The organism is Arthrobacter sp. TmT3-37 (assembly GCF_054510835.1).
Map to the genome: position 1 here is coordinate 13,640 of NZ_JBTNDU010000016.1, position 26,258 is coordinate 39,897.

Here is a 26,258-nt window from a genome sequence, read left to right on the forward strand (position 1 = left end):
GGCGCGCCGCGCCGACCGGTCAGGCCAGAAAAACGGGAGCACCGGTCCGATGCGCTCGGTCGGAGTGCCAACGTCTGGCAGTGTGTAATCCATGACAACCGACCCCGATGCGCGCGTCGCGCTCATCATCGAAGACGACGCCGATGTGCGGCAACTGCTGGTCATGACGCTGGGCATGAACGGGTTCGTCACCATCGAGGCCGAGAACGGGCGCCAGGGCGTCGCCCTGGTGCGCGACCGCCAGCCGGACCTCGTGACCCTCGACCTCAATCTCCCGGACATCGACGGCGTGGAGGTGTGCCGGCAGATCCGGCCCATCACCGACGCCTACGTCATCATGATCACCGCGCGCCAGGACGAGATCGACCGCCTGATCGGCCTCGAGATCGGCGCGGACGACTTCGTCGTCAAGCCGTTCAGCCCGCGTGAGGTCGGCGCCCGCGTGAACGCCATGTTCCGACGTCCCAGGACCACCGTCCGCAGCGTGTCGCAGCCGCTGCTCGCTCCCGGCGGGCACACGGCGGAGGTTTCGCAGCCTGTTGCAGCGCCGGCGGTCGCGGCCCCCGAACCCGTCGAAGGGCTCCTGACCCACGGTCCGATCAGTATCGACACCGAGGGTCGGATCGCGATGCTCGACGGCGTCGAACTCCCGCTGACGCGGATCGAGTTCGACCTCCTGGCCACGCTCGTGTCCGGGCCGCGCCGGGTATGGCAGCGGGAGACGCTGCTGTCGCGGATCTGGGGTGACGGCTGGGTCAACGACCAGCACCTCGTCGAGGTGCACATCCGGAACCTGCGGAAGAAGCTGGGGGAGGACACCAAGGCGCCCCGGTTCATCCGGACGGTGCGCGGCGTCGGCTACCGGATGATGCCGGCCAGCTCGGACTGAAATTCCGTGCCGAGGCCCTGGAGCCGCGCGAGGAGTGCGGGGTGGGTCGACGGCCGGTCGACGAGTTGGAGCCCTGCCGAGGACACGTCCTCGAGCCGGCGTGCTCCCACCATCGAGGCGCTCACCGTGAGGCTGAGGAGTGCGACGACGGCGGCGTCCGCGTCCCGCGCGGCGAACGCGGCCTGGACGGCCCCGATCCGCTGGGGGAGCATCTGGCCGAATATCCCGGCGAACTGCAGCGCGCCCTCCTGGTTGGAGAGCTCCACGCCCAGGTTGTCGAGGATCCGCCGGTCGAGCACGGGAAGGTGGGACACGTCGGTCCTGTCGGTCGCGGGGCGGGAGGTGCCGGGAGCACCGGCGGAAGCAGGGTCGGCGCCGTCCGTGGCGTCGGCCCGGGTGCCCGCCGGGATGGCCGGGATGGCCGGGAGGTCGATCGTCGCCACGCCTGCTCCTCTTCCTGCCGCCGGTTCCTGCGCTCCCCGGGTCGGTGCCCCGGGGGAAGCTACCCGCCGGCTCCGGTGGACGGCCCGGAACCGGCGGGAAGATCAGGGAGTGCTGCACTCCTGGTTCCCACTCTGGCCCGCGTCACTCAATGGCGGCGTGGCGGAAGGGCGAAAGAAAACCGAAGAAAAGGCGAAGGCTAGGGTCGCGTGTCGGCTCCGGACCCTGCCGGCCGGGTGCCGAGGAGCAGATTCGCACCCCAGCCGAGTGCGGTCAGCACGACGACGGCTGCCGCCATGACTCCGAAGTGGGCCGGTGTGTGGAGGATACCGAGGCTCACGATCAGGGTGGTCGCCCCGGCCGGTGGATGGGGGAGCCCGACCCGGGTCAGGACGAGGGTCGTCAGGGCCACGGAGACCGCCCCCGCCGCCATGTGGTAGCCGGTCACGCCGCCCACGGGCGCCGGTGGAAAGGCTCCGATGTGGAAGCCGTAGAAGCAGATGACCCCTGCGGCGAGGCCGACGCCGTGGCCCACGAGGGCGTTGACGGGCCGGGACGCGGGCTGCTCGGGTGACTCGAAGAACAGCATCACCGTCGGCCCGAGGCTCGGGAACAGCCAGGGGAGGTGGGTGAGCAGGCCCAGCAGCCCGAGGACGGACAGCGTGACCAGGCTCAGGGCCGCGGCGTACAGGCCGGCTCCCAGATCACCGCGGGCCTTCCGCAGACGGGTGAGCACCGATGTCCTGCCGCTCATCGCGCCACCAGCAGGGCCTGCGGGGCTGATTGCTTCATCCGGGTCCGGAGCCAGCGGCTCTGGAGATCGGCGTCCTGTTCGCAGCGCTCCACGATGTCGAGCAGCTGCCTGTCCCGGCTGCCTGCCGCTGCCTGGCCCACCATGGTCCACATGATGTCCAGGTGGTGGACGAGGACGTACAGGTCCTGGAGGTCGAGCAGCAGTCCCAGGGGGCCGGCACGCACCTCGACGACGCCGTCGGCCGTCACCCGGTGCTCCTCCTCGCCCTCGACGTCGGAGCCGAAGCGTCCGATCACCGGTTGCAGCCGTTCGACGTGCCGGTCGCACTGCTCGGCGAGCGTCCGCACGATGAAGTGCACATCGGGTTCGTCCGAGTGGCCCTCCGCGACCACCCTGAACGAGCGGGCCAGGATCTGCTCGGCCTCCGCCAGGAGGCCGAGGTAGACGGGCAGCTTCACGGCTGCTCCTCCCGGGAGGCCACGGCCGGGGGTGCGACGTCGGGGAAGGTCTCCGTCGCCTCTCCCGACCGGCCCCCCGCGGTCGGCGGGACGCCGCCGCGGGCCGGCCTGGACGCACCCGTGGTCGGTGCGGGCGCCGGACCGCTCGCGTTCCGGAGCTTCTCGACCCGTACGGCGGCGTTCTTGAAGACCGGCTGCTTGGACACGGGATCCCACTCGGTCATGGTGAGCTCGTTGGCCGCGTGGTGGCCTCCCGCCGACCGCCCCCCGCCGTCGTCGTCCCAGTAGCCGTAGTGGAAGGGGGCGAAGACCGTGCCCTCACGGAGGTCGCCGATCCGCACCGGGACCTCCAGGTGGCCGCGCCTCGATCGGACGGAGACGACATCACCCTCGGCCAGGCCGAGCCGGCGCGCGTCGGGGACCGACACCTCCAGCCATGCCCCGGGCGCGGCGCGGTCCAGGGCGCGGCTGCGCCCGGTCTTGGTCCGGGTGTGGAACTGGTAGACCGTCCGCCCTGTCGTGTACCGCAGCGGGTACTCGTCATCGGGTTCCTCGTGCGGCGGGCGGTAGTCCTCGCTCTTGAGCCAGGCCTTCCCCGGTTCGACGGTCGCCCGGTACAGGACCGGGCCCGTGGCCGCGCCCGTGAGGAGATCGTGCCCGTAGGACTCGCAGTGGTCCGGGTCGGTCGGGAAGTCCCCGTCCGGATAGAGCCGGACCGTCCCGTCGGGGTGCTCGTCGTTGCAGGGCCACGGGATGCCGCTGCCCCCGCGCAACCGTCCGTAGCTGATGCCCGTGTAGTCGCAGGGCCTGCCGCGGCTGCACTCCTGCCACGCCCGGAACCCGTCCTCGGGGCCCGCCCAGTCCAGCAGCGGCCTGCCGCTGCGGGTGCGGAAGTCCATCCGCCGCGAATAGTCGAGGAACACGTCGAGATCGCTCTTCGCCTCGCCGGGCGGCTCCACGGCCTTGTCCGACAGGTGCACCGTGCGGTTCACGTTCGTGAAGGTGCCGGTCTTCTCCCCCCAGGCTGCGCAGGGGAGCACCACGTCGGCGTATCGTGCGGTTTCCGTGAGGTACAGGTCCTGCACCACGAGGAACAGTTCTTCGGAGCCGAGGATCCGGCGGATCCTCCCGAGCTGCGGCATGGACACGGCGGGATTGGTCGCGGAGATCCACAGGAACTCGATGGAGCCGGCCTCCGCGTAGCGGAAGATCTGCATCGCGTGGGTCGGCGGGGCCCAGTGCGGGATGATGTCGGGGTCCACGTCCCACAGGGTGGCCAGCTCCTGGACGTGCTGCGGATTCTCCCAGTTCCGGAAGCCCGGGAGGTCGCCGTCGGCCCCGCACTCGCGGTTGTTCTGCGCCGTCGGTTGCCCGTTCATCTGCAGGATCCCGCTGCCCTCCTTCCCGAGCATGCCGCGCAGCAGGTGCAGGTTGTTGACCTGGCAGGACGCGGCGGTCGCCTGTGCCGACTGGTAGAACCCCTGCAGCACGGTGGAGAGCACGCGCTCGCTGGTGCCGAAGATCTCGGCCGCCCTCCGGACGTCCTCGGCGTCGACACCGCAGGTCTCGGCGACCGCCTCGGGCGTCCACCGCTCGACCGTGGAGCGCAACCGGTCGATGTTCAGGGTGTGGTCGGCGATGTACCGCTCGTCGATCCAGCCGCGGTGGAGCAGTTCCCGCACCAGGCCGTTCATCAGGGCGAGGTTGGTGCCGGGCCGGACGGCGAGATGGACCTCGGCGACCCTGGCCACCTCCGTCCCACGGGGATCCACGCAGACGACGCGCGGCGGATTGGGCCCCGCGAGCCGGTCCAGCACCCGCATCCAGAGGACGGTCTGCGTCTCGGCCATGTTGTGCCCGAAGAGGAACATGGCGTCGCACTCGTCGATGTCGACGTAGCTGCCCGGTTGGCCGTCGGAGCCGAAGCTCTCCTTCATGGCCGTGGCCGCCGTCGCCGTGCACAGGCGCGTGTTGCCGTCCATGTGGGGCGTCCCGATACCGGCCTTGCCGATGATCCCGAGGGCGTAGTACTCCTCGAGGAACAGCTGCCCGGTGGTGTAGAAACCGTGGCTCAGAGGACCCCTGGTGGACAGCAGTTCCCTGCTCCGCCCCACGATGCGGTCCATGGCCGTGTCCCAGTCGGTCTCGACCAGTTCGCCGTCCACACGGACGAGCGGGCGGGTGAGGCGGTCCCCGTTGTCGACGCCCTGCCAGCTTCCGAAGAGGCCCTTGGGGCCGAGCCGGCCGTGGTTGACGGTGTCCACGGCGCGGCCACGGACACCGACCATGCGCCCGTCCTTGACTGCGATGTCGCACCCGCAGCCGTTGCTGCACAGGACGCAGGCGGACTGGACCCAGCGGTCGACGTCGTCCTCCGCAACGCCCGGCGCGAGGGACTGGTCGACGCGCACGGGCCAGCGCTCGTCCCGGGCATAGGGGGTCCGGGTACCCCAGACGTCGGCAATACGATCGACCACGGCGGTTCCTCTCGACGGGGTGGGGCGCGCGGTGGCGCGTCCGCGTCACGCTACCGCCGCCCTCCCGCCGCCGCGAGGAGAAGTTCGTCCCGGCTGGTCCTTGCCTAGGCGAGCATCTCCCGGACCATGGGGATGACCTTGGTGCCGTAGAGCTCGATGCTGTGCATGAGCTTCTCGTGGGGCAGCGGGCCGGCGCTGTACTTCATGTCGAAGCGGTCGATCCCGAGCGTCTGCGCCGTCGTGGCGATCTTCCTCGCGACGGTCTCCGGCGAGCCGACGTAGAGCGAGCCGGAGTCCGCCTCCTGGTCGAACTCGGCGCGGGTCGTGGGGCCCCAGCCGCGCTCGCGGCCGATGCGGTCCCGCATGATCCGGTTGTCCGGCCACAGTTCCTCGCGGGCCTGCTCGTCGGAGTCGGCGATGTAGCCCGGGGAGTGGACGCCGATGGGCAGCGTGGGCTGCCCGAGCTGGGTGAGTGCCCGGTGGTACAGGTCCACGTAGGGGGCGAACCGGGCCGGGTCGCCGCCGATGATCGCGAGCATGAGCGGCATGCCGTACCGGGCCGCGCGCACCACCGATTCGGGGCTGCCGCCGACGCCGATCCAGGTCTTCAGGCGTCCGCCGTGCGTCTTCGGGTAGACCTCGTGGCCGGTGAGGCCGGGGCGGGTGCTTCCCGACCAGGTGACCGGACCCTCCTTGATCAGCTCGGAGAACAGGTCGAGCTTCTCCTCGAAGAGGCGTTCGTAGTCGGAGAGCTCGTAACCGAACAGGGGGAAGGACTCCGTGAAGGACCCGCGGCCCAGGATGACCTCGGCGCGGCCGTCGGAGGCGGCGTCGAGCGTGGCGAACCGCTGGTAAACGCGCACGGGGTCGTCCGAGCTGAGGACCGTCACGGCCGAGCCGAGACGGATGCGCGTCGTCTGCCCGGCGATCGCTGCGAGCACCGTCTCGGGGGCGGAGACGGCGAAGTCGTCGCGGTGGTGCTCGCCGACGCCGATGAAGTCGACGCCGACCTCGTCGGCGAGGACCGCCTCCGCGATGACGTTCCGGATGACCTGCGGGTACGGGACGGGGTTGCCGTCCTGTCCGCGCGTGACGTCCCCGAAGGTGTCGAGTCCGAGTTCCAGTTCGCGTGCCATCGTGTTGCTCCCGTGCTCTGCGTTCAGGCCCGCCCTGGGCCTGCCAGTAGAACCGGCCACCCACCCCTGTTATTCCATGCAAACGTATGGACATTGGTGCAGACGGATGGGAGATCGGGATTCAGTCCGCTCGATGGCCGTTCTGGCGGGCCTCCGCGGCGCGGTCGGCGCGTGCGATGCTCGCGGGGTCCGCGAGGTCCACGCCCGCGCGTGCGGCGGCGGCTCGCGCGGCAGGGCTCTTCAGGTCCGGCGCGACGAATTCCTTCGGTGTGATCCCGGCGTCCCGGGCGGCATGGTGGGCCTGCTGCCCGGCCAGGGCCGGAGCCGAGAGCTCCGCGGCCTGCACGGTCGCTGCCGTGACATCGACGCGGCTCCCGGTGAGGGCTGGACCGAGCAGGGGGACGTAGCCGGCCGCGTGGCCTGCCCGGTTGGGATGGTAGGAGTCCGACACGGGATTCGACAGGCCGTTGAGCCACTCGACGTCGTCGCACACGGCATGCCCCGTGAAGGCGGCGGTCGGGTTGCGGAAGGTGAAGCCCGCCGCTGCTGCCGCTGCCGCGGTCGTGCTGTTCAGCAGGTCCGCCGTCGCGTTCAGGCGGGCCTCCTCCTCCGGCGAGAACCAGGTCGCCGCGTTGCAGTCCTCGCCGTTGAAGATCCGCGGGTAGCCGGCGATCGTCACGGACGCCTGCGGTGCGCGCGCCCGGACCTGGCCGTACAGGGAGGCGAGGCTCGCGGGCAACCGGTTCACGATGACGGCCCGGGCGCGGTCGATCGCCGCGTTGCAGTTGCTCATCCAGGCCGGCCTGGCGCACTCGGTCAGGACTGCCACGAACGAGGCGTCGTTGCCGCCGACGCTGAGCGAGACGTACGCCGTCGCCGGCGTCAGCGCGCTGAGCTGGGTGGTGACGACATCGGGGATGGTGGCGCCGGAACAGGCGCGGAAGTCCAGCGAGTAGCCCCTGGCGCTCGCGATCAGGGACGGATACGCGTAGACCGAGCGCTGGCAGGCGGAGCCGTCCGCCAGGTAGGCCCGCGTCCCCGTCCCCGAGGAGTAGGAGTCACCGAGGGCGACGTACGACGGGCCGGCGGCCATGGCCGGAGTCGCGCCGGGCACGACGGCGGCCAGCAGGATCAGGGCCATTGCCAGCGACCGCAAGCGGGGGATCGACATCGATGCTCCAGGTGCTCAGGGGTTCTCCGCCCACGCTAACCCCGCACGGCGACAGCCGGGGAGCCAGGACGACCGGATTCCGCCCGGGACTTCCGGTCCTCCTGGCGAGGGGGTAGGGTTCGGCCTCCGCCCCGGTCGTCTTTGCCTCCGGTCCGTGCGGCGCGGTAAGCTGTGGGACGGCTCACACGCCGAGAACCCCAACTGAATACGCCCTCGATCTGCAGCGGGAGAGTTCTGCCGTTGACTCAACACCGGCAGGCGCCGTAGGAGCAAATCCTCCCCAGGAATCTCTCAGGCCCAGTACCGCTGCGGGTAGGCAACTCTGGAAAGCAGCATCGGGCCGGCCCCGGCGCTCACCGACGGTGCAAGCAGGCACGGAGCCCTGCGGAAACTCTCAGGTCCCCTACAGAGCGGGGAGGAACCCGACCAGGCACGCGCGCCCGCGCCCCCTTTCTGACGTACGGAGTTCCCATGACCGCCTCACCCGACCAGGCTTCCGGCACAGCATCCACCTTCGCCGACCGGCACATCGGCCCTCGTTCCTCCGACGCCGGGCACATGCTGGAGGTCCTCGGCTACCCGAGCCTCGAGAAGCTCGTGGACATGGCCGTCCCCGCGAGCATCCGCCTGGACCGTGGGCTGAACCTGCCCGCGGCCCTCAGCGAGACCGAGGTGCTGGCACAGCTGCGACGCATCGCCGGCCGCAACCGGACCGCCGTCCAGATGATCGGCCAGGGGTACTTCGATACCGTGACGCCGCCGGTGATCCGCCGCAACGTCCTCGAGTCGCCCGCCTGGTACACGGCCTACACGCCCTACCAGCCGGAGATCTCCCAGGGCCGCCTCGAGGCCCTCCTGAACTTCCAGACGATGGTCCAGGACCTCACGGCCCTCGACATCGCCAATGCCTCGCTGCTCGACGAGGCCTCCGCCGTCGCCGAGGCCGTCCTCCTGATGCGCCGCTCGGGCAAGAACAAGGGCCGCACGGTCATCGACGCCGACGCCCTGCCGCAGACCGTCGCCGTCGTGCGTGGTCGTGCCGAGGCGCTCGGCTTCGACGTCGAGGTCGCCGATCTCTCCGCGGGCCTGCCCGACGGCGACATCAACGGAGTGGTCCTCCAGCAGCCCGGCGCCTCCGGCGCACTGCGCGACCACGCGGCCGTCGTCGCCGCGGCGAAGGAACGCGGCGCACTCGTCACGGTCGCCGCCGACCTCCTGGCCCTGACGCTCATCACCGCTCCGGGTGAGCAGGGCGCGGACATCGCCGTCGGCTCCGCCCAGCGCTTCGGTGTCCCCCTCTTCTTCGGCGGCCCCCACGCCGCCTACATGGCCGTCCGCAAGGGCCTCGAGCGCATGCTGCCCGGACGCCTGGTCGGCGTCTCCAAGGACGCCGACGGCGCACCCGCCTACCGTCTCGCCCTGCAGACGCGTGAGCAGCACATCCGTCGCGAGAAGGCCACGAGCAACATCTGCACCGCCCAGGCGCTGCTGGCGATCGTGGCATCGATGTACGCCGTCTACCACGGCCCCGAGGGGCTCACGGCGATCGCGCGGACCACGCACCAGCGCGCCGCCGAGCTCGCCGATGCCCTCGCGGGGTCCGACGCCGCCGTCGTCCACGATGCCTTCTTCGACACGCTCCTGGTCCACGTGCCCGGAAAGGCCGCGGAGTACGCGGACAAGGCGGAGGCGCAGGGCTACAACCTCCGCCGCGTCGACGCCGACCACCTGGGCATCTCCTGCGACGAGACGACGACCCCCGAGCACGTCGCCGCCGTCGCCGCCGTCTTCGGCGGCTCCCACACGGGGTCGGCGTCCGCAGCGCGGATCCCCGCCGACCTGCACCGGACGTCGGACTTCATGACGCACCCCGTCTTCTCGCTGCACCGCTCCGAGACCGCGATGCTCCGGTACCTCCGCCGGCTCTCCGACAAGGACCTCGCGCTGGACCGCACCATGATCCCGCTGGGCTCCTGCACCATGAAGCTCAACGCGACGGTCGAGATGGAATCGATCTCCTGGCCGGAGTTCGCCTCGATCCACCCCTTCGCACCCGAGAGCCAGACCGAGGGCTGGCGCGAGCTGATCACCGACCTCGAGGAGCGCCTCGCCGAGATCACCGGGTACGACCGCGTCTCGCTGCAGCCCAACGCCGGGTCGCAGGGCGAGCTCGCCGGCCTCCTCGCCATCCGCGGCTACCACCGCTCGCGCGGCGACGAGAACCGCACCGTCTGCCTCATCCCGTCCTCCGCGCACGGCACCAACGCGGCATCCGCCGTCCTGGCCGGCATGAAGGTCGTGGTGGTCGGCACCGCGGCCAACGGCAACATCGACCACGACGACCTCCTCGCCAAGATCGAGCAGCACGCCGAGAACCTCTCGGCCATCATGATCACCTACCCCTCCACGCACGGCGTGTTCGAGGAGGACGTGCGGTGGGTCTGCGAGAAGGTGCACGGCGCGGGCGGCCAGGTGTACATCGACGGCGCCAACCTCAACGCGCTGGTGGGCCTCGCCCAGCCGGGGGAGTTCGGCGGCGACGTCTCCCACCTGAACCTGCACAAGACCTTCTGCATCCCGCACGGCGGTGGCGGACCGGGCGTCGGGCCCGTCGCCGTGGCATCGCACCTCGCGCCGTTCCTGCCCGGGGACGCGAACCGCGACATCGCGACCGACGGCGGCCCGGCGGCCGAGGGCGGCACCCCGGTATCGGGTTCGATGTACGGCTCGGCCGGCGTCCTGCCCATCTCCTGGGCCTACGTGGCCCTGATGGGTTCCGAGGGACTGACCAGCGCGACGGCGCATGCCCTGCTCGCGGCCAACTACGTCGCCGCCCGCCTGACGGAGCACTTCCCCGTGCTCTACACGGGCGTGCAGGGCCTCGTGGCGCACGAGTGCATCCTGGACCTCCGCCCGCTGACCGCCGCGACCGGCGTCACCGCGGAGGACGTCGCCAAGCGGCTCATCGACTACGGGTTCCACGCGCCGACGCTGTCGTTCCCCGTCGCGGGGACGCTCATGGTGGAGCCGACGGAGTCCGAGGACCTCGCCGAACTGGACCGCTTCATCTCCGCCATGATCGCCATCAAGGGCGAGATCGACCGTGTGGCGGCCGGCGAGTTCAGCATCGAGGAGAGCCCCCTGCGGCAGGCCCCGCACACCGCCCAGGTGCTCATCGGTGACGAGTGGACGCAGGCCTACCCGCGTGAGCTCGCGGCCTATCCGCTCCGCTCCCTGCGGCACGACAAGTATTTCCCGCCGGTGCGAAGGATCGACGGCGCCCACGGCGACCGCAACCTCGTCTGCTCCTGCCCGCCCATCGAATCCTTCGAAGACTAGGAACCCGCTGTCCATGAGCGAGCAGAGCAAGCACACAGCCCTGTACACCCAGCACGAGGCGCACGGAGCCTCGTTCACCGACTTCGGCGGGTGGCAGATGCCCCTGAAGTACCGGAGCGAACTGGAGGAGCACCACACGGTCCGCAAGGCCGCGGGCCTCTTCGACCTGTCCCACATGGGGGAGGTGCTCGTCAGCGGGCCGCAGGCCGCGGAGTTCCTCAACTACGCCCTGGTCAGCAACCTCGCGGTCCTCGCCGTGGGCAAGGCGAAGTACTCGCTGATCTGCAACGAGGCGGGCGGGGTGATCGACGACCTCATCACCTACCGGCTGACCGGGGACTCCTTCCTCGTGGTGCCGAACGCCTCCAACGCGCCCGTGGTGGCCGAGGAGCTGCGGCTGCGCGCCAAGGGGTTCGACGTCGCTGTGGAGGACCAGTCGGACACCACGGCCCTCGTCGCGGTACAGGGCCCCACGGCAGAAGCGGTCCTCCTCGATCTCGCGCGCCCCGAGGACGCCGCCGCCATCCGGGACCTGAAGTACTACGCCGTGGTGGAGCTCGAGCTGGCTGGACTCCCCGTGCTCCTGGCCCGCACGGGCTACACGGGAGAGGACGGCTTCGAGATCTTCCTCGGCGGCAACGTCGCGGTGCGGCTCTGGAACGCAGCGCTGGAGGCGGGCGGGAAGCACGGACTGCTGCCCTGTGGCCTCGCGGCCCGTGACTCGCTGCGGCTGGAGGCCGGCATGCCGCTCTACGGTCACGAACTCGGGCTCGACACCACTCCGTTCGAGGCGGGCCTCGGACCCGTGGTCAGCACGAAGAAGCCTGACGACTTCGTGGGCCGTTCGGTGCTCGAACCGCTGAAGGCGGTCGAGCCGGCACGCCGTCTCGTCGGACTCCGGGCGGTCGGCCGCCGGTCGGCACGGGCCGGGTACGACGTCGTCGTGGACGGCGCGGCCGTCGGCACGGTGACATCGGGGCTGCCGAGTCCCACGCTCGGCTACCCCGTGGCGCTCGCCTACGTGGACGCGGCGTACGCCGCCGTCGGCACCGAGGTGCAGGTGGACCTCCGGGGGCGGCCCGAACCCTTCACCGTGATCCCCACGCCGTTCTACAAGCGGCGACCCGCCGGATCGCCGCAGTGACGATCAGCGCGTTCGACCTCTTCAAGATCGGTATCGGGCCGTCGAGTTCCCACACGGGCGGACCGATGACCGCGGCCTACCTCTTCACCGAGGTGCTGCGTGCCGACGGCCTCCTGGCCGCCGTGCAGCGGGTCCGTGTGGAACTCTTCGGGTCGCTGGGCGTCACCGGCCATGGCCACGGGACGGTCAAGGCCGTACTGCTGGGACTCGAGGGGGACCAGCCCCATCTCGTGGACCCGACCTCGGCCGATGCCCGCGTGGCCTACATCGGCGAGTGCCGGTCGCTGAACCTCGCAGCCGAACAGCGCATCGAGTTCGACCCGGAGACGGACGTGGTGCTGCACCGCCGCCAGCGTCTGGACTACCACACAAACGGTATGCGGTTTACGGCATATACAGCGGCGGACGAAGTGATACGTACAAGGGAATACTTCTCGGTGGGCGGCGGTTTCGTGCTGGACGAGGACGAGATCGGCTCCGAGACCGTTGCCCTCAAGCCGATTCCGGTGGCCCATCCCTTCGGTACCGCCGACCAGCTGCTGGGCATCTGCCGGGCGACCGGCTGGTCCTTCTCCGACGTGGTGCTCGCCAACGAGCTGTCCTGGCGCCCGGAGCACGAGGTGCGGGCCGGGCTGCTGGAGATCTGGTCGGTCATGCAGGACACCATCCGGCGGGGGACCACCACGGGCGGCATCCTGCCCGGCGGGTTGAGCGTGCGACGCCGCGCCGAGCGCCAGCGCCAACTGCTCGAGAAGGCGGACGACCCGAACGACCGCCTCGGGACGATGGAGTGGGTGACGCTCTTCGCCCTGGCCGTCAACGAGGAGAACGCCGCAGGCGGGCGGGTGGTGACGGCGCCGACCAACGGTGCCGCCGGCATCATCCCCGCCGTCCTGAAGTACTACGTCGACTTCGTGCCGGGAGCCGACGACGACGGCGTCGTCCGCTTCCTGCTGGCAGCAACGGCGATCGGCTCGCTGTTCAAGAAGAACGCCTCGATCTCCGGGGCCGAGGTGGGGTGCCAGGGCGAGGTCGGTTCCGCCTGCGCCATGGCGGCAGGTGCGTTGGCGGAAGTGCTCGGCGGCACGCCCGAGCAGGTCGAGAACGCGGCCGAGATCGGCATCGAGCACAACCTCGGGCTGACGTGCGACCCCGTGGGCGGCCTGGTCCAGATCCCGTGCATCGAGCGGAACGCGGTCGGAGCCATGAAGGCCATCACGGCCGCTCGGATGGCTGTGCGGGGAGACGGCCGACACCACGTCTCGCTCGACGTCGCCATCAAGACCATGCGCGACACCGGCGCGGACATGATGGACAAGTACAAGGAGACCGCGCGCGGCGGACTCGCCCTCAACGTGGTGGAGTGCTGACCGTCGATGACTGACCTGCCGGTCCGCGTGGAGGTCATCCCGTCGGAAGGCATTGCCGACCGTCTCCGCGAGCACCTGCCCGCCCCCGCCGCCCTGACCGTCACGTGCCTGCCGCACCACGGCCCGCGGGAGGCCGTGGGCCTGGCGGTGGACCTCGCGCGGGCCGGCTACACCGCCATCCCGCACCTGGCCGCGCGGTCCGTGACCGGCCGGACGGAGCTGGCCGGGTACGTCGAGCGGTGCGCCGACGCGGGCATCGGTGACGTCTTCGTGATCGGCGGGGATGCCACTGCGGCCGCCGGGCCCTACGCCTGGAGCGGGGCGCTCATGGAGGACATCGCGGATCTCTCGGGCGGGGTGCTCCGGATGGGGATGGCCGTGTATCCCGAAGGGCGCCCGGGCGCAACGGACGAGGAACTGGTCAGGACGATGCTCGACAAACAGCCGTTCGTGTCCTGGTGCGTCACCCAGCTCTGCTTCTCACCGGACACGCTGCGGGGTTACCCGTCGCGGTTGCGGCTCCAAGGAGTGGGCCTGCCGGTGTGGGCGGGAGTGCCGGGCCCGGTGCGCATGGCACGGCTGGTGCGGCTTGCAGGCAGGATCGGGGTGGGGCAGTCCCTCGGCTTCCTCAAACGCTCCGCGGGCGCCTCGAACTCCGGGTCCGCCGTCAGGCAGTTGCTCTCGTCGGCGTCCTACGACCCGGGTCCGCTGGTGGGGGCGGTGCAGGCCTCCGGGTACGCAGGCCTGCACCTGTACAGCTTCAACGACCTCGCCGGACTCGCGCGGTCGGGGCTGGCTTCCGCCGCCGGGTGAACTCCCCGACGGCGACCGCCTCGCCGGAGGACTCCTCCCGGTCGGTACGGAGCCGGTGGAAGCCTTCCGGACCGTGCTCGCCCCGGACTCCTGCCCGCGGGTGATCGCGGAGAGCGACCGCCCTGTCAGTCCGAGAAGTGCGTACGCGCCGGCTCGGCGGACACTCCGCCGACGATCCTGTGCGCGATCTCGCGGATCTTCAGGTTCTGGGCATTCGAGGCGCGTGTCAGGACCGCGTAGGCCTCCGCCTGGGTGCAGCGGTTCTGGCCCATGATGATCCCGATGGCGATGTCGATGGTGGTCCTCGACTCCATCGCCGCCCTGAGGCCCGAGGACGTGTCGGCCTGCCGGGAGACCCGGAGGACCATCTGCAGCGCCTTCGCGGCCTGGAGGGCGAATCCCTCCGCCAGCGCCTGGGTGGTGCTGGTGAAGGTCCCCGGCTCGGCCGCGTAGAAATTCAGCGCCGCCCCGCCCTGGCCGTCGAGGACCAGGGGAACGCCCATCATGGCGAAGTACCGGTGATCGGCCACCGCCGCGAAGTAGTCGGGCCAGCGTCCGTCCGTACGGGCGTCGTCGACGATCACGGTCCTGCCCGTGCTGATGGCGTGCAGGCAGGGACCGTCGCCGAAACCGTACTGGATCTCGTCGAGCGTCCGTGCCTCCTCGCTGCTGGAGGCCACCGTCGTGGCCAGGTCCTGGTGCCGGTACGTCACTCCGCACTGCACCTCGACGGAGCGGCCGAGGATCCTCGAGGAGAGACCGGCGAGATCCTCCAGGAACTGGTCGACGGTCTCGTTGGTCAGCATGAGGTCCTGGAGTTCGGCTGCGGCCGCCTGTCGATGCTCGTCGTTCACCCGCTCATCGTACGACGGATGCTTAGATTGTCTAGGAAACCCTCCCGGAGCCCTTCTCCGGCGACCTGACGCCCCTGCCGGACGCGGCGGCGACCGCCTCCGGGTGCTACTCCTTCACCACGCGGATGGTCCCGAGGGACGCGTCCCCGGGATCGGGGAGGACCATGCCGGCGTCGACACCGCTGCGCAGGTATTTGACGGACGCCTCGTTGATGCGCTCCCCCGGCAGGAAGACGGGGACCCCCGGAGGGTAGGGCGTGGCGAGCTCGGCGACGATCCGACCCACGGATTCCTCGATCGGGATGTCCTCCACGGGGCCGAAGAAGGCATCGCGCGGCAGCATGACGGTCTCCAGGTCCAGTTCGCCCTCGTCCGGGATCAGCACGGGAGGCGATGGCGGGAAGTCCGGGGCCGCGTCGATCAGCAGGCGCAGTCCGTCCATCAGCCGCTGGACGGTCGATTCGTCGTCCGCGATGGACATGGTGATCTCGAGGCGACGGTGGTCGGTGGTCCCGAAGTCGAGCCTGCAGTTCTCGCGCAGCCAGTCGTGGGCCTGGTACCCGGTGATGCCCAGACCCGAGACGTCGACGAGCACATGCTGGATGTCGAGGTCGTGGGAAGCCTCGTGGGAGGTGAGTTCCTCCTTCAGCACGTGCAGGCCGGGCAGTTCCTCGATCTGCTCGCGGACCCGCCGCGTGAGGGCCAGCGCGCGGTCGATCAGGTCATGTCCGCTCTGGACCATCTGGCGCCGCCACCCGTCCATCGCTGCGTACAGCATCACGTTCGCGCTGGTGGTGGAGAGGATGTCCGCACAGTGCTCGAGCCGGACGGGGTCCACGAGGTCCCCCTGGAGGTGGAACACGGAGCCCTGCTCGAAGCCGATGCCCATCTTGTGCACGCTGACCACGCAGAGGTCGGCCCCGGCGGACATGGCCCAGGTGGGGGTGTCGGGATGGAACGGCAGCTGCGCACCCCACGCCTCGTCGACGATCAGGGGCTTTCCGCGGTCGTGGCAGATCCTCGCGATGGCTCCGAGGTCGGCACAGCTCCCGTAGGGCGTGGGGCTGACGACGAGGGCGGCGGCGGCGTCGGGGTACTTCTCCCACGTCGCCTCCACCTCCTGCGGCGTGGGCGGGTGGGAGAGCTTGAGGTCGTTGTCCCAGCTCGGGCGGATCCACCGCGGCTGCAGTCCGCCCAGGACCAGGGCGGACACCACGGACTTGTGTGCGTCACGGCTCAGCAGGATCTCGCCCTCGCCGTGCGTGACGGCGAGGATAGCGGCCTTCACCGACAGGGAACTGCCGCAGGTGGAGAAGAACGTCCGGTCCGCCCCGACCGCTTCCGCCATCAGGTCCTGCGCCTGCTGCAGGTAGCCGTTGGAGGTCTTCCGGTCGTCGAGTCCGGAGCTGGCCAGCACATCGGACCGGAAGCTCTGCTCGCCGAGGACCTCCAGGACCCGGGGGTCGACGCCGCGGCCCTGGCGGTGCGCGGGCGGGGTGAAGCCGTAGCGGTCGAGCTGCTGGTGGTCGGCCAGCGCTGTGAGCACGGGGGTCTGGTTCTGGTCCATCGGTTCTCCCTCCGGTACGTACTCAGCATGCTTACCGATCCAGCCTTCCAAGCGCGGCCGATGCGGGTCAAGGGCCGATCCGCCGCACCGATTCCTCCGGTCTGTGCCCTGGTGCACCCGGAGACGACAGAACGGCCGTCCCGAGGGACGACCGTTCTGTCGGACGATGCTGCGGCGCCGGCCTCAGACGACGGCGGCTGCCGGCTTCTGCCGCTGGGGAGCGAGTTCCCCGACGATGCCGCGCAGCAGGCTGCGCAGCTCGAAGGACTCCAGTCCTTCGCCGACCATCAGTGTGCGCTCGATGTCCTCGGCCTTGGCGAGGGCCTCGACGCCCTCCGGCGTGATCGTGATGCGCTGGCTGCGGCGGTCGATGCTGTCGCGGATACGGGAGATGAACCCCTGGCGCTCGAGCTTCTCGATCGTCTTGCCGATCGTCTGGGCCTGGACGTGCACCGCGAGGGCGAGCTTCGCCCCCGTCATGGTGCCCTCGCGGGCCAGGACGCCGAGGGTGGTGTAGCCGGCATGGGTGATCCCGATGTCCAGCAGCCTCTCGTTCCACGCGTGGTCGACGAGACGTGCGGCGGTCGTGAGCAGGCGGCTGGTCGACCACTCTTGCAGATCAGGCATGCGATCTTCCTTCCGGTGCTTGGAACACCCGGCCGACGCTGTCGATCAGCGCAGGCCGGGTGCCGTGTCTTTGCAGCTGATCGATGGAACGACGGACGGAACCAGCTGCAATACGTCTACTATGCGCTTCGATCTTCAAGTTTTCCCGATGGCCGGTCCGAAGCTTGGAACAAGAAAGCCGGATCGGCCGCGGCCGGCACGCTCCGGAAGGCGATGATCTCCGCTGCGACGGCCGGTGCCGCCGAATGCTGGACGACATGCGGCTGGCCGTCGATCTCCACGAGGAGACCATACCGGGCGCGTGCCGCGAGTTCCCTGCACCAGCGCCGCCGGGCGACGGGATCACGCCCGCCCCGGAGCACCAGGACCGGACACCGGACCCGCTCGACCGCGCGCTCCAGCGGGTACTCCATCATGGGCAGCAGTTGGCGCAGGTACCAGCGCACGCCCGTGCGGAGGTAATCCGTGTACACCGTCCAGTTCGCGGACGGGCTCTCCCGGAACGTGTCCCGTCCGAGCGAGACGGCCTGCTGGATCACCGTGCGGCGGTCGCGGTCGACCACCGGCCCGATCAGGACGATCCGTTCCGCGAGGTCGGGTGCCCGGAGGGCTACCTCTGTGACGAACTGCACTCCCATGGAATGCCCGATCAGGATGCACGACCGGACGTCGATGGCCGCCAGCGCCTCGATGATCAGGGCGGCGTGGTCCTCCACCCCGAGCCGGCCGCCCGGCTGCGGATCCGGTCCGTAGCCGGGGAGATCCACGGAGTGCACGACGGCGTCGGACGCCAGTTCGGCGCGGAGCCGGTCGAGGTACCGGTGGGTCATGCCCAGTCCATGGACGAGGACGTACGGGGAACGGGACGTGGCGGACGTGTCGGTCCCCGGCGTCGTCCGGATCCGGAGGGTGAGGCCGTTCACCTGCACGGTGCTGAGGGTGGTCGGCTGCATCCCGGCAGTCTACGGGGGAGGACCGGCCGATCCTCAAGATCAGTTCAAGCCAAGTGTCCGTTCCGTGCCCTCCGGGCTCCTGAAGTATGGAACTCTTGTTCCATGTCCGTTTCTCCGCCGCAGCGCACTGCGCTGGTCGTCGAGGACGATCCGGATATCCGCGAACTGCTCTCCACGACCCTGCGCATGAACGGGTTCACGATCGTGGAGGCCGCGTCCGGGTTGGACGCCGTAACGGCAGTGAAGGAGTACCGACCCGACCTGATCACCCTCGACCTCAATCTGCCGGACCTCGACGGGGTGGAGGTGTGCCGCCAGTGCCGTGCCGTCAGTGACGCCTACATCGTGATGGTCACGGCCCGCCAGGACGAGATCGACCGCCTGATCGGCCTCGAGATCGGCGCCGACGACTTCATCGGCAAGCCCTTCAGCCCCCGCGAACTCTCGGCGCGGGTGTCCGCGATGTTCCGTCGTCCCCGCACGGGTACCGGGGCCGTCCCGGAACCGCCGGTGGAGGGCAACGAACTGCTCCGACACGGCGACCTGACGATGGATGCCGAGGGGCGCGTCGTCACCCTCGCCGGCCGGGAACTCGCGCTCACACGGATCGAATTCGACCTGCTCGAGACGCTCCTCACCGGATCCCAGCGGGTCTGGACACGCGAAGCGCTGCTGAACCGGGTGTGGGGTGACGGCTGGAGCCAGGATCACCACCTCGTCGAGGTGCACATCCGCAACCTCCGGAAGAAGCTCGGCGAGGACACGAGCAATCCCCGGTTCATCCGGACCGTGCGGGGCGTGGGATACCGGATGATCCCGGGCGACCAGCGGGGCTGAGCCGACGGGTGCCCGCCCGGTCCGTGAAACACTGGAGACGTGGCTCATCTCGACGTTTCCGGCATCGACTACTTCCTCTCCGACGGCAGGCAACTGCTCAACGGAGTGGCCTTCAAGGTCGGTGACGGCCACAAGACGGCCCTGATCGGACCGAACGGGACCGGGAAGACCACCCTGCTGCGCATCATCTCCGGTGATCTCGCACCCGACGAGGGATCGGTGAGCCGCTCGGGGGCCATGGGGATCATGCGGCAGTTCGTCGGGCAGGTGCGTGACGACACGACGGTCCGTGATCTGCTCGTCTCGGCCGCGCCGCCGGTGCTGGCCGCGGCAGCCGCGAGGATCGACGCGGCGGAACTCGCCATGATGGAAGCCGACGACGAGCCCACGCAGATGAAGTACGCGCAGGCCATCGCGGACTGGGGCGACGCCGGTGGATACGAGCTGGAGACCACGTGGGACGAGGTCACCATGGCCGCCCTCGGCGTCCCCTTCGACCGTGCGCAGTACCGCGCGGCGTCGTCGCTCTCCGGTGGCGAGCAGAAACGGCTGGTCCTCGAGGCGCTCTTCTCGGGCCCCGACGACCTCCTGCTCCTCGACGAGCCCGACAACTACCTCGACGTGCCGGGCAAGCGCTGGCTCGAGGCGAAGCTGCGCGAGTCGAAGAAATCCGTGCTGTTCGTCAGCCACGACCGTGAGCTGCTGGCCAACGCCGCGACACGTATCGTGACGCTCGAGCCCGGGGCCCTGGGCGCGTCGTCCTGGACCCACGGCGGTGGTTTCGAGACCTACCTGAAGGCGCGGGAGGACCGGAACGCGCGGTTCGAGGAGCTGCGCAAGCGCTGGGACGAGGAGCACCTCAAGCTCAAGGAACTCGTCAACATGTACAAGAACAAGGCGGCATTCCGCTCCGACATGGCCAACCGCTACCACGCGGCGCAGACCCGCCTCGCGAAGTTCCTCGAGGCCGGGCCGCCGGAGGCCATCCCCCTCGAGCAGAACGTCTCCATGCGCCTGCAGGGCGGCCGCACGGCCAAGCGGGCCGTCGTGGCCCAGAAGCTCGAGCTGACGGGACTGATGAAGCCCTTCAGCACGGAGATCTGGTTCGGGGACCGGGTGGGTGTGCTGGGCTCCAACGGTTCCGGCAAGTCACACTTCCTGAGGCTGCTCGCCGCCGGCGGCACCGACCCGGACAAGGAGCACCTGCCGGTGTCCGACGTCGACATCGCTTCGGTTCCCCACGAGGGCTCCGTGAAGCTCGGCGCGCGCATCCGGCCCGGCTTCTTCGCACAGACGCACTCGCGCCCCGACCTCCTCGGACGCACGCTCATCGACATCCTGCACCGCGGCGACGAGCACCGGTCCGGCCTGGGCCGCGAGGCGGCGTCCGCCGTGCTCGACCGCTACGGTCTGGCGGCCCAGGCGGAACAACCCTACGATTCCCTGTCCGGCGGTCAGCAGGCGCGCCTGCAGATCCTGCTGCTGGAGCTGTCCGGCGCCACGCTGCTGCTGCTCGACGAGCCGACGGACAACCTCGACCTCCATTCGGCGGAGGCCCTCGAGCGGGCCATCGACGCGTTCGAGGGGACCGTGATGGCCGTGACGCACGACCGCTGGTTCGCCCGCAGCTTCGACCGGTTCCTCGTCTTCGGCTCGGACGGCAAGGTGTACGAGACCAAGGAACCTGTCTGGGACGAGAGCAGGGTCGTCCGGGCGCGCTGATCCCACCTCTCCTCCACAGCTATTCCACAGGTTTGTCCACAGGCGGTGGATGAGTCCGGACAGCTCCGACCACGCGCTGTCCTTCGCGGGCGGCGGGTGCCATCCTCGGTAGGGTGGACGACGGCGGAGGGACGCCGGACGGTCCATACACGGGGAGAGCATGGCGAACGGGACAGGCACGGATACCGAGGCGGAGTCGATGGATCCGGTCGGGACGCAGGACGACGGCGGGGCGCCACCTCCGCAGGGCTCCCGGCAGCGCCCTGCGGGCCGGCACACCCGTGCCGATCCGCCGGACCCGGGCACCAGGAGGATCGTTACGCCGCGGCACGCCGCCGGCATCCCCTCCGGGAGCACTGCCACCGCCGCGGAGGACACTCCACGTCCTCTCCCGAAGAGCCGTCGGGCCACGAGGACCGTCGTGGCCGGCGCCGCCGCCGCGACCGCACTCGTCGCGGGGGTGGTCACGGTCCACCTGGTCAACCAGTCGGTCTTCGGACCTGACAAACCGGTCGAGGCCTACCTCGACACCCTCGTCGCAGGGGATGCGGGGGCCTCCCGCGGGCTCCTCGGGACCGGCGTCCCCGATGGACAGGACGCCCTGCTGTCCGACGCCGTCTACGGAGCGGCAGCCGGTCGACCCGACGCCTACGAGGTGCTCGACGTCGCGATCACCGACGGCAGCGCGACGGTGACCACCGAGGTGATGCAGGAGGGAACCAGCAGCACCATCGACTTCACCCTGACCCGGACCGGATCCACGGGTGTCCTCTTCGACCTGTGGCGGCTCGACGGTCCGGTGCCGGTCACGGAGGTCGGCATCGTGGTCCCGGAGGACCTGCAGTCGGTCCCCGTCAACGGCGTCGAGGTGACCCTGCCGGCCGGGGACACCGACAGGTATGCGGGCCTGCGGTCGGTCTCCCTCCCGGCACTGCCCGGGCAGTACGTCGTCTCCCCGCCGTCGCCCACCACCTACCTGTCCTACGGCGCGGAGCAGACCGTCACGGTCACGGCGGATCCTGCATCGGCGCCCGGCGGGGTGCTCTTCGAGCCGGAGCCCACCCCCGCGGTGCAGGCCGAAGCCGCCGCCGCGGCCACGGCCGCACTGGACCGATGCATCGCCTCCACCGAGGCCTCGCCGAGCAACTGCCCGAACGCGTCCTTCCTGTTCGGTGATCCGCAGGACGTCCGTGATCCGCGCTGGACGCTGGACAAGGAGCCCACCTTCACCCTCCAGGAGTCCTATGAACCGGGCGTGTACCGGCTCCTGTCCGACGACGCCCAGGCGACGTTCTCCTACGAGCGCAACGCCGAGTTCGACCCCCGGAAGCCGGCACGCTGGGAACGCGAGGAGGACCCGCAGCGGCTCCACATCAGCGCGACCGTGACCGTGACGGGCGAGACCCTCGTGGTGGACCTGAACTAGTGCAGCGGGGTCGCGGGAGCCGCGATTGCGGCTTCCGCCGCCGCCCGCCTACGGTTGCAGGGTGAACCCCGTCGTCCGCTCAGCCATGTTCGCCTCCTATGCCATCTTCGGACTCAACGGTCTCGTCTTCGCCAGCTGGGCCGCCCGCATCCCCTCGGCATCGGGCACGCTCGGCCTCGGTTCGGGCCAGATGGGCACCCTCCTCCTCGTGGGCGCCATCGGGTCGGTGCTGTCGCTTCCCCTGGCAGGAATCGTCGCCGCCCGCTTCGGCACGGCCAACACCGTCCGCCTGGGCGGGACCGCCGCAGCACTGGGCGCCGTCGCCGTCGCCCTCGGCCTCGCCGCGGTGTCCGTGCCCGTCGTCGCCGTCGGGCTGTTCCTCTTCGGCAGCGGGGTGGCCCTGTGGGACGTGGGGCAGAACATCGAGGGAGCCGACGTCGAGCGCCGGGTCGGGCGGACCATCATGCCGCGCTTCCATGCCGCCTTCAGCGGAGGAGCGTTCGTGGGGGCACTGGTCGGGGCAGGGCTCTCGGCGCTGGAGGTGGACCTGTCGGTGCACCTCGTCGCCGTCGCCGTCCTCAGCCTCGCCGTCTCGCTCTGGATGCCGCGCCGCTTCCTGCCGGAGACCCCCGCGCAGCCGGTCGATGGGGCGGACGAGGCGACGGATGGTCGGGGCAAGGGCCTCGGAGCGTGGGGCGAGGCACGCACCCTGCTGATCGGACTCGTCGTGCTGGGTGCCGCCCTGACCGAGGGAGCCGCGAACGACTGGGTGGCGAAGGCCAGTGTCGACGGTCTGGGAACCACGGAGAGCACCGGCGCGATCATGTTCGCGGTCTTCGTCGCCGCGATGACGGCGCTGCGTTTCGTGGGCGGCGGCCTCATCGACCGCTTCGGCCGGGTACGGGTGCTGCAGGCCAGCCTCGGTTCCTCCCTCGTCGGGCTCGTGCTCTTCGTCGTCGCGCCGAACGTGCCGCTCGCCGCCGTCGGAGCGGTCCTCTGGGGCGCGGGAGCCGCGCTCGGATTCCCGATGGGCATGTCCGCGGCAGCGGACGAACCCGAGCGCGCGGCCGCCCGTGTCGCGGTCGTGTCGACCATCGGGTACACGGCCTTCCTCGCCGGTCCGCCCCTTCTCGGTTTCCTCGGCGACGTCGTGGGCATCCGCACCGCGCTCCTGGCCGTCGGGATCGCGGTCCTCGCCTCCTTCATCGTCGCGCCCACCGCCCGGGAACGTCCGGTGGAGACGAAGGAACCCTTGCGGACAGGTTCTGACCGAAGCCCCTAGGAGAGTCACGCCGCCGGCTCTACCCTTTCCTGCATGGCGATCATCGAAGCAGAAGGTCTGAAGAAGACCTATTCGTCGAAGAGCGGGCCCGTCCACGCGCTCGACGGCATGAATCTCTCCGTTCCCCAGGGAACAGTCAAGGCCCTGCTGGGCCCCAACGGTGCAGGCAAGACGACGGTGGTCAAGATCCTGACCACTCTCATCCAACCCACAGCCGGCACGGCCCACATCGACGGCATCGACGTCATGCAGGATCCGAAGGCGGCCCGCCGCATCATCGGCGTCTCCGGCCAGTACTCGGCCGTCGACGAGAACCTGACCGGCTTCGAGAACCTCGAGATGGTGGGCAGGCTCTACCACCTCGGCGCGGTGACGGCCAGGCGCCGGGCGCAGGAACTCATCGACCAGTTCGAATTGACGGAGGCCGGCAACCGCCCGGTCAAGGGGTTCTCCGGCGGCATGAGGCGCCGGATCGATCTCGCCGGGGCGCTGGTCATCAATCCGAAGATCCTGTTCCTGGACGAGCCCACCACCGGGCTGGACCCGAGGAGCCGCCTGTCGCTCTGGGGCATCATCAAGGACCTCGTGAAGGACGGCACCACGCTGCTGCTCACCACGCAGTACCTCGAAGAGGCGGACCAGCTCTCGGACGACATCGCGGTGATCGACGGCGGCAAGGCCATCGCCGAGGGCACGGCGGACCAGTTGAAGGCACAGATCGGAGGACACCGCGTGGTCGTCTCGCTGGTCGACGCCGCCCACGCGGGTGCGGCGAGGGAGATCCTCGGGCGCCACGGCTCCGGCCACCCCGCCATCGGTGATGACGGCCGCAGCATCGAGGTGGCCGTCGACGAGGGACCCCGTGCCCTCCAGTACATCCTGTCCGAGCTCGGCGAGGCCGGGATCGAACTGCACGACGCCGGCATGCGGCGTCCCAGCCTCGACGACGTCTTCCTGAAGCTCACGGGCCGACGGGCCGAGGACAACGACGAAGCAGCAGCACAGAAGGAGCCGGCAGCATGAGTGTCCTAGCACCCGAGGGCCGCCAGCCCGAGAACCAACGCTCGCGCGTCCCGGGAGGGTCCGTTCCGGACCAGCCCTCCGAACTGGCGATGTGGTTCTCCGACGGGTGGACCGTGACCAAGCGCAACCTGACCAAACTGAAGCGCTCGCCGGACATGCTGATCTTCGCCGTCCTGCAGCCCATCATGTTCGTGCTGCTGTTCAGCCAGATCTACGGCGGGTCCATCCAGGTGGAGGGCAGCGACTACACGCAGTACCTCATGGCGGGGATCTTCGCGCAGACGGTCATCTTCGGTTCCACCTTCTCCGGCTCGGCCATGGCACAGGACCTCAAGGACGGGATCATCGACCGTTTCCGGACCCTTCCCATGAGCACCTCGGCCGTCCTCATCGGGCGGACCAACAGCGATCTCGTGCTCAACACGCTCTCCGTGGTGATCATGATGGGCACGGGCTTCCTGGTGGGGTGGCGGGTCAACACGTCCCCGTCCGAGGCGCTGGCCGGCGTGGGCCTGCTCCTGCTGTTCTCCTATGCCTTCAGCTGGGTCATGGCGCTCCTCGGGATGTCGGTGAAATCCCCGGAGGTGATCAACAACGCCTCGTTCATGATCCTGTTCCCGCTCACGTTCATCTCGAACGCGTTCGTCCAGTCGCAGACCCTGCCCAGCGCGCTCGAGACCTTCGCGAACTGGAATCCCGTGTCCGCGCTCGTGCAGGCGGTGCGTGAACTGTTCGGCAACACCGGGACCGTCCCCGTTCCGGATGCCTGGCCCATGCAGAACGCCGTACTGACCGTGCTGATCGGCACCATCGTGATGCTGGTGGTCTTCGTGCCGCTGTGCATCCGCAAATTCGCGTCGATCAGTAGCCGGTAGGCGGCGGGGGTCGTCCGAAAGGGGTACGGCGCCCCGCTCCGTGATCATCCCTGGGGCCGGTGAATCCGCACCGGTCCCAGGCCTACTGTTGGTGGTACCGGCCCGGAGTAGCGGGACGGCCCCGAACCACCTCCAGCCAAAGGACGCCCCATGATCGAGGCCCAGGCCCTCTCGAAGCGGTACGGCGCGAAGACCGCCGTCGACGCCGTCTCCTTCACCGTGCAGCCCGGCAAGGTGACGGGCTTCCTCGGCCCGAACGGCGCCGGCAAGTCGACCACCATGCGCATGATCGTGGGCCTCGACAGCCCGAGCGCCGGCCGCGTGACCGTCAACGGGCAGCCCTACGCGCAGCACCGCGCCCCGCTCCGCGAAGTGGGTGCGCTGCTCGACGCGAAAGCCGTCCACACCAAGCGCTCCGCCTACAACCACCTCCGCGCCATGGCCGCGACGCACGGCATCCCGAACAGCCGGGTCAAGGAGGTCATCGAGCTCACGGGACTCGGTCCCGTGGCCAGGAAGCGGGTGGGCGGCTTCTCCCTCGGTATGGGGCAGCGCCTCGGGATCGCGGCGGCCCTCCTCGGCGACCCCCACACGGTGATCCTCGACGAGCCCGTCAACGGACTCGACCCCGAGGGGGTCCAGTGGGTGCGCCACCTCGCGCGGGGACTCGCCTCCGAAGGCCGCACCGTCTTCCTCTCCTCACATCTCATGTCGGAGATGGCCCTGACCGCCGACCACCTCATCGTCATCGGCCGTGGCCGCATCATCGCCGACGCCCCCATCCAGTCGATCATCGACGGCCAGGGCAAGGTGCGCGTGCGGGTCCGGGCCGACCGGCCGCAGGACCTGCTCGGGAGCCTCGCCGGCGAGGGAGTGTCCTCGCAGGTCCTCGAGCCGGAACTGGTCGAGATCACCGGCGTCGAACCGCGCCGCATCGCCGAGATCGCCCTCCGGGAGCGTGTCCTGGTCTACGAACTCACTCCGCTCCAGGTGTCCCTCGAGGACGCCTACATGGAGCTCACCCAGACCGAGGTCGAGTACCACTCGCACGACCTCCCGACCGCCGCCCAGGCTGCCGCACCAGTGGAAGGACGCTGACC

Annotated in this window: 22 protein-coding genes and 2 riboswitches; of the genes, 12 read left to right on the plus strand and 10 right to left on the minus strand. The window is 70.0% G+C overall.

Going from position 1 to position 26,258, the window contains the following annotated elements:
* Window positions 1-91: 91 nt before the first annotated feature.
* Window positions 92-889 (plus strand): response regulator transcription factor, encoded by a 798-nt coding sequence (locus ACX80U_RS15925; RefSeq protein ID WP_133079985.1) that lies wholly within the window; start codon window positions 92-94, stop codon window positions 887-889.
* Here ACX80U_RS15925 and ACX80U_RS15930 read toward each other — a convergent pair.
* The 6 genes from ACX80U_RS15930 to ACX80U_RS15955 form a co-directional block, all read right to left on the minus strand.
* Window positions 859-1,332, minus strand: coding sequence for a hypothetical protein (locus tag ACX80U_RS15930; protein ID WP_133079984.1), 474 nt, complete (start codon window positions 1,330-1,332; stop codon window positions 859-861). The genes ACX80U_RS15925 and ACX80U_RS15930 overlap by 31 nt on opposite strands.
* Before the next feature lie 197 nt (window positions 1,333-1,529).
* Entirely contained in the window at window positions 1,530-2,084 is a 555-nt protein-coding gene (locus tag ACX80U_RS15935) for an HPP family protein (RefSeq protein ID WP_459269133.1), read from the minus strand.
* Window positions 2,081-2,542 (minus strand): hypothetical protein, encoded by a 462-nt coding sequence (locus ACX80U_RS15940; RefSeq protein ID WP_133079982.1) that lies wholly within the window; start codon window positions 2,540-2,542, stop codon window positions 2,081-2,083. The genes ACX80U_RS15935 and ACX80U_RS15940 overlap by 4 nt, the downstream gene beginning before the upstream one ends.
* Entirely contained in the window at window positions 2,539-5,019 is a 2,481-nt protein-coding gene (locus ACX80U_RS15945; RefSeq protein WP_459269135.1) for a molybdopterin oxidoreductase family protein, read from the minus strand. Before ACX80U_RS15945 ends, ACX80U_RS15940 begins: the two co-directional genes overlap by 4 nt.
* Window positions 5,020-5,123: 104 nt before the next feature.
* On the minus strand, window positions 5,124-6,155 hold the full coding sequence (locus ACX80U_RS15950; protein ID WP_459269136.1) for an LLM class flavin-dependent oxidoreductase: 1,032 nt from the start codon (window positions 6,153-6,155) through the stop codon (window positions 5,124-5,126).
* A gap of 121 nt (window positions 6,156-6,276) precedes the next feature.
* A complete protein-coding gene (locus tag ACX80U_RS15955; protein ID WP_459269137.1) occupies window positions 6,277-7,326 on the minus strand; it encodes an SGNH/GDSL hydrolase family protein in 1,050 nt (349 codons plus the stop codon).
* Window positions 7,327-7,540: 214 nt separating this feature from the next.
* Window positions 7,541-7,642, plus strand: a riboswitch (glycine riboswitch).
* Window positions 7,643-7,745, plus strand: a riboswitch (glycine riboswitch).
* Window positions 7,746-7,797: 52 nt separating this feature from the next.
* Between ACX80U_RS15955 and gcvP the strand changes: the two genes are divergently transcribed.
* The 4 genes from gcvP to ACX80U_RS15975 are packed head-to-tail and all read left to right on the plus strand — an operon-like array spanning window position 7,798 to window position 13,992.
* Entirely contained in the window at window positions 7,798-10,665 is a 2,868-nt protein-coding gene (gene gcvP / locus ACX80U_RS15960; RefSeq protein ID WP_133079978.1) for an aminomethyl-transferring glycine dehydrogenase, read from the plus strand.
* A 13-nt stretch (window positions 10,666-10,678) separates the two neighbouring features.
* Window positions 10,679-11,809 (plus strand): glycine cleavage system aminomethyltransferase GcvT, encoded by a 1,131-nt coding sequence (gene gcvT, locus ACX80U_RS15965; RefSeq protein WP_208740442.1) that lies wholly within the window; start codon window positions 10,679-10,681, stop codon window positions 11,807-11,809.
* Window positions 11,806-13,179, plus strand: a complete 1,374-nt coding sequence (locus ACX80U_RS15970; RefSeq protein ID WP_459269138.1) for an L-serine ammonia-lyase — start codon at window positions 11,806-11,808, stop codon at window positions 13,177-13,179. The genes gcvT and ACX80U_RS15970 overlap by 4 nt, the downstream gene beginning before the upstream one ends.
* Before the next feature lie 6 nt (window positions 13,180-13,185).
* Window positions 13,186-13,992 (plus strand): methylenetetrahydrofolate reductase, encoded by an 807-nt coding sequence (locus ACX80U_RS15975; protein ID WP_459269139.1) that lies wholly within the window; start codon window positions 13,186-13,188, stop codon window positions 13,990-13,992.
* A 125-nt stretch (window positions 13,993-14,117) separates the two neighbouring features.
* Here the strand turns inward: ACX80U_RS15975 and ACX80U_RS15980 are convergent, their stop codons facing one another.
* From ACX80U_RS15980 to ACX80U_RS15995, 4 genes are all read right to left on the minus strand, one after another.
* Window positions 14,118-14,846 (minus strand): GAF and ANTAR domain-containing protein, encoded by a 729-nt coding sequence (locus tag ACX80U_RS15980; protein WP_459269140.1) that lies wholly within the window; start codon window positions 14,844-14,846, stop codon window positions 14,118-14,120.
* 106 nt (window positions 14,847-14,952) lie between these two features.
* Window positions 14,953-16,413, minus strand: a complete 1,461-nt coding sequence (locus ACX80U_RS15985; RefSeq protein WP_459269141.1) for an aminotransferase class I/II-fold pyridoxal phosphate-dependent enzyme — start codon at window positions 16,411-16,413, stop codon at window positions 14,953-14,955.
* A gap of 183 nt (window positions 16,414-16,596) precedes the next feature.
* Window positions 16,597-17,040 carry a MarR family winged helix-turn-helix transcriptional regulator gene (locus ACX80U_RS15990; RefSeq protein WP_133079972.1) on the minus strand — a complete coding sequence of 148 codons (444 nt, stop codon included), beginning with the start codon at window positions 17,038-17,040 and terminating at the stop codon, window positions 16,597-16,599.
* A 119-nt stretch (window positions 17,041-17,159) separates the two neighbouring features.
* The gene (locus ACX80U_RS15995) at window positions 17,160-17,993 is read right to left on the minus strand and encodes an alpha/beta fold hydrolase (protein ID WP_459269142.1); all 834 of its coding nucleotides are present in this window, start codon (window positions 17,991-17,993) and stop codon (window positions 17,160-17,162) included.
* A gap of 102 nt (window positions 17,994-18,095) precedes the next feature.
* On the opposite strand from ACX80U_RS15995, the gene ACX80U_RS16000 reads away from it, so the two are divergent.
* From ACX80U_RS16000 to ACX80U_RS16030, 7 genes are all read left to right on the plus strand, one after another.
* Complete coding sequence (locus ACX80U_RS16000; protein WP_459269143.1) at window positions 18,096-18,830, plus strand: response regulator; 735 nt, start codon at window positions 18,096-18,098, stop codon at window positions 18,828-18,830.
* Window positions 18,831-18,869: 39 nt separating this feature from the next.
* The gene (locus ACX80U_RS16005) at window positions 18,870-20,552 is read left to right on the plus strand and encodes an ABC-F family ATP-binding cassette domain-containing protein (RefSeq protein WP_133079969.1); all 1,683 of its coding nucleotides are present in this window, start codon (window positions 18,870-18,872) and stop codon (window positions 20,550-20,552) included.
* 160 nt (window positions 20,553-20,712) lie between these two features.
* The gene (locus ACX80U_RS16010; protein ID WP_459269144.1) at window positions 20,713-21,978 is read left to right on the plus strand and encodes a hypothetical protein; all 1,266 of its coding nucleotides are present in this window, start codon (window positions 20,713-20,715) and stop codon (window positions 21,976-21,978) included.
* 85 nt (window positions 21,979-22,063) lie between these two features.
* A complete protein-coding gene (locus ACX80U_RS16015; protein WP_459269188.1) occupies window positions 22,064-23,260 on the plus strand; it encodes an MFS transporter in 1,197 nt (398 codons plus the stop codon).
* A gap of 33 nt (window positions 23,261-23,293) precedes the next feature.
* Window positions 23,294-24,283 carry an ATP-binding cassette domain-containing protein gene (locus tag ACX80U_RS16020; protein ID WP_459269145.1) on the plus strand — a complete coding sequence of 330 codons (990 nt, stop codon included), beginning with the start codon at window positions 23,294-23,296 and terminating at the stop codon, window positions 24,281-24,283.
* A gap of 89 nt (window positions 24,284-24,372) precedes the next feature.
* Entirely contained in the window at window positions 24,373-25,158 is a 786-nt protein-coding gene (locus ACX80U_RS16025) for an ABC transporter permease (RefSeq protein ID WP_133080447.1), read from the plus strand.
* A gap of 150 nt (window positions 25,159-25,308) precedes the next feature.
* Window positions 25,309-26,256, plus strand: coding sequence for an ABC transporter ATP-binding protein (locus ACX80U_RS16030; RefSeq protein ID WP_459269146.1), 948 nt, complete (start codon window positions 25,309-25,311; stop codon window positions 26,254-26,256).
* The last annotated feature ends 2 nt before the right edge of the window (window positions 26,257-26,258 follow it).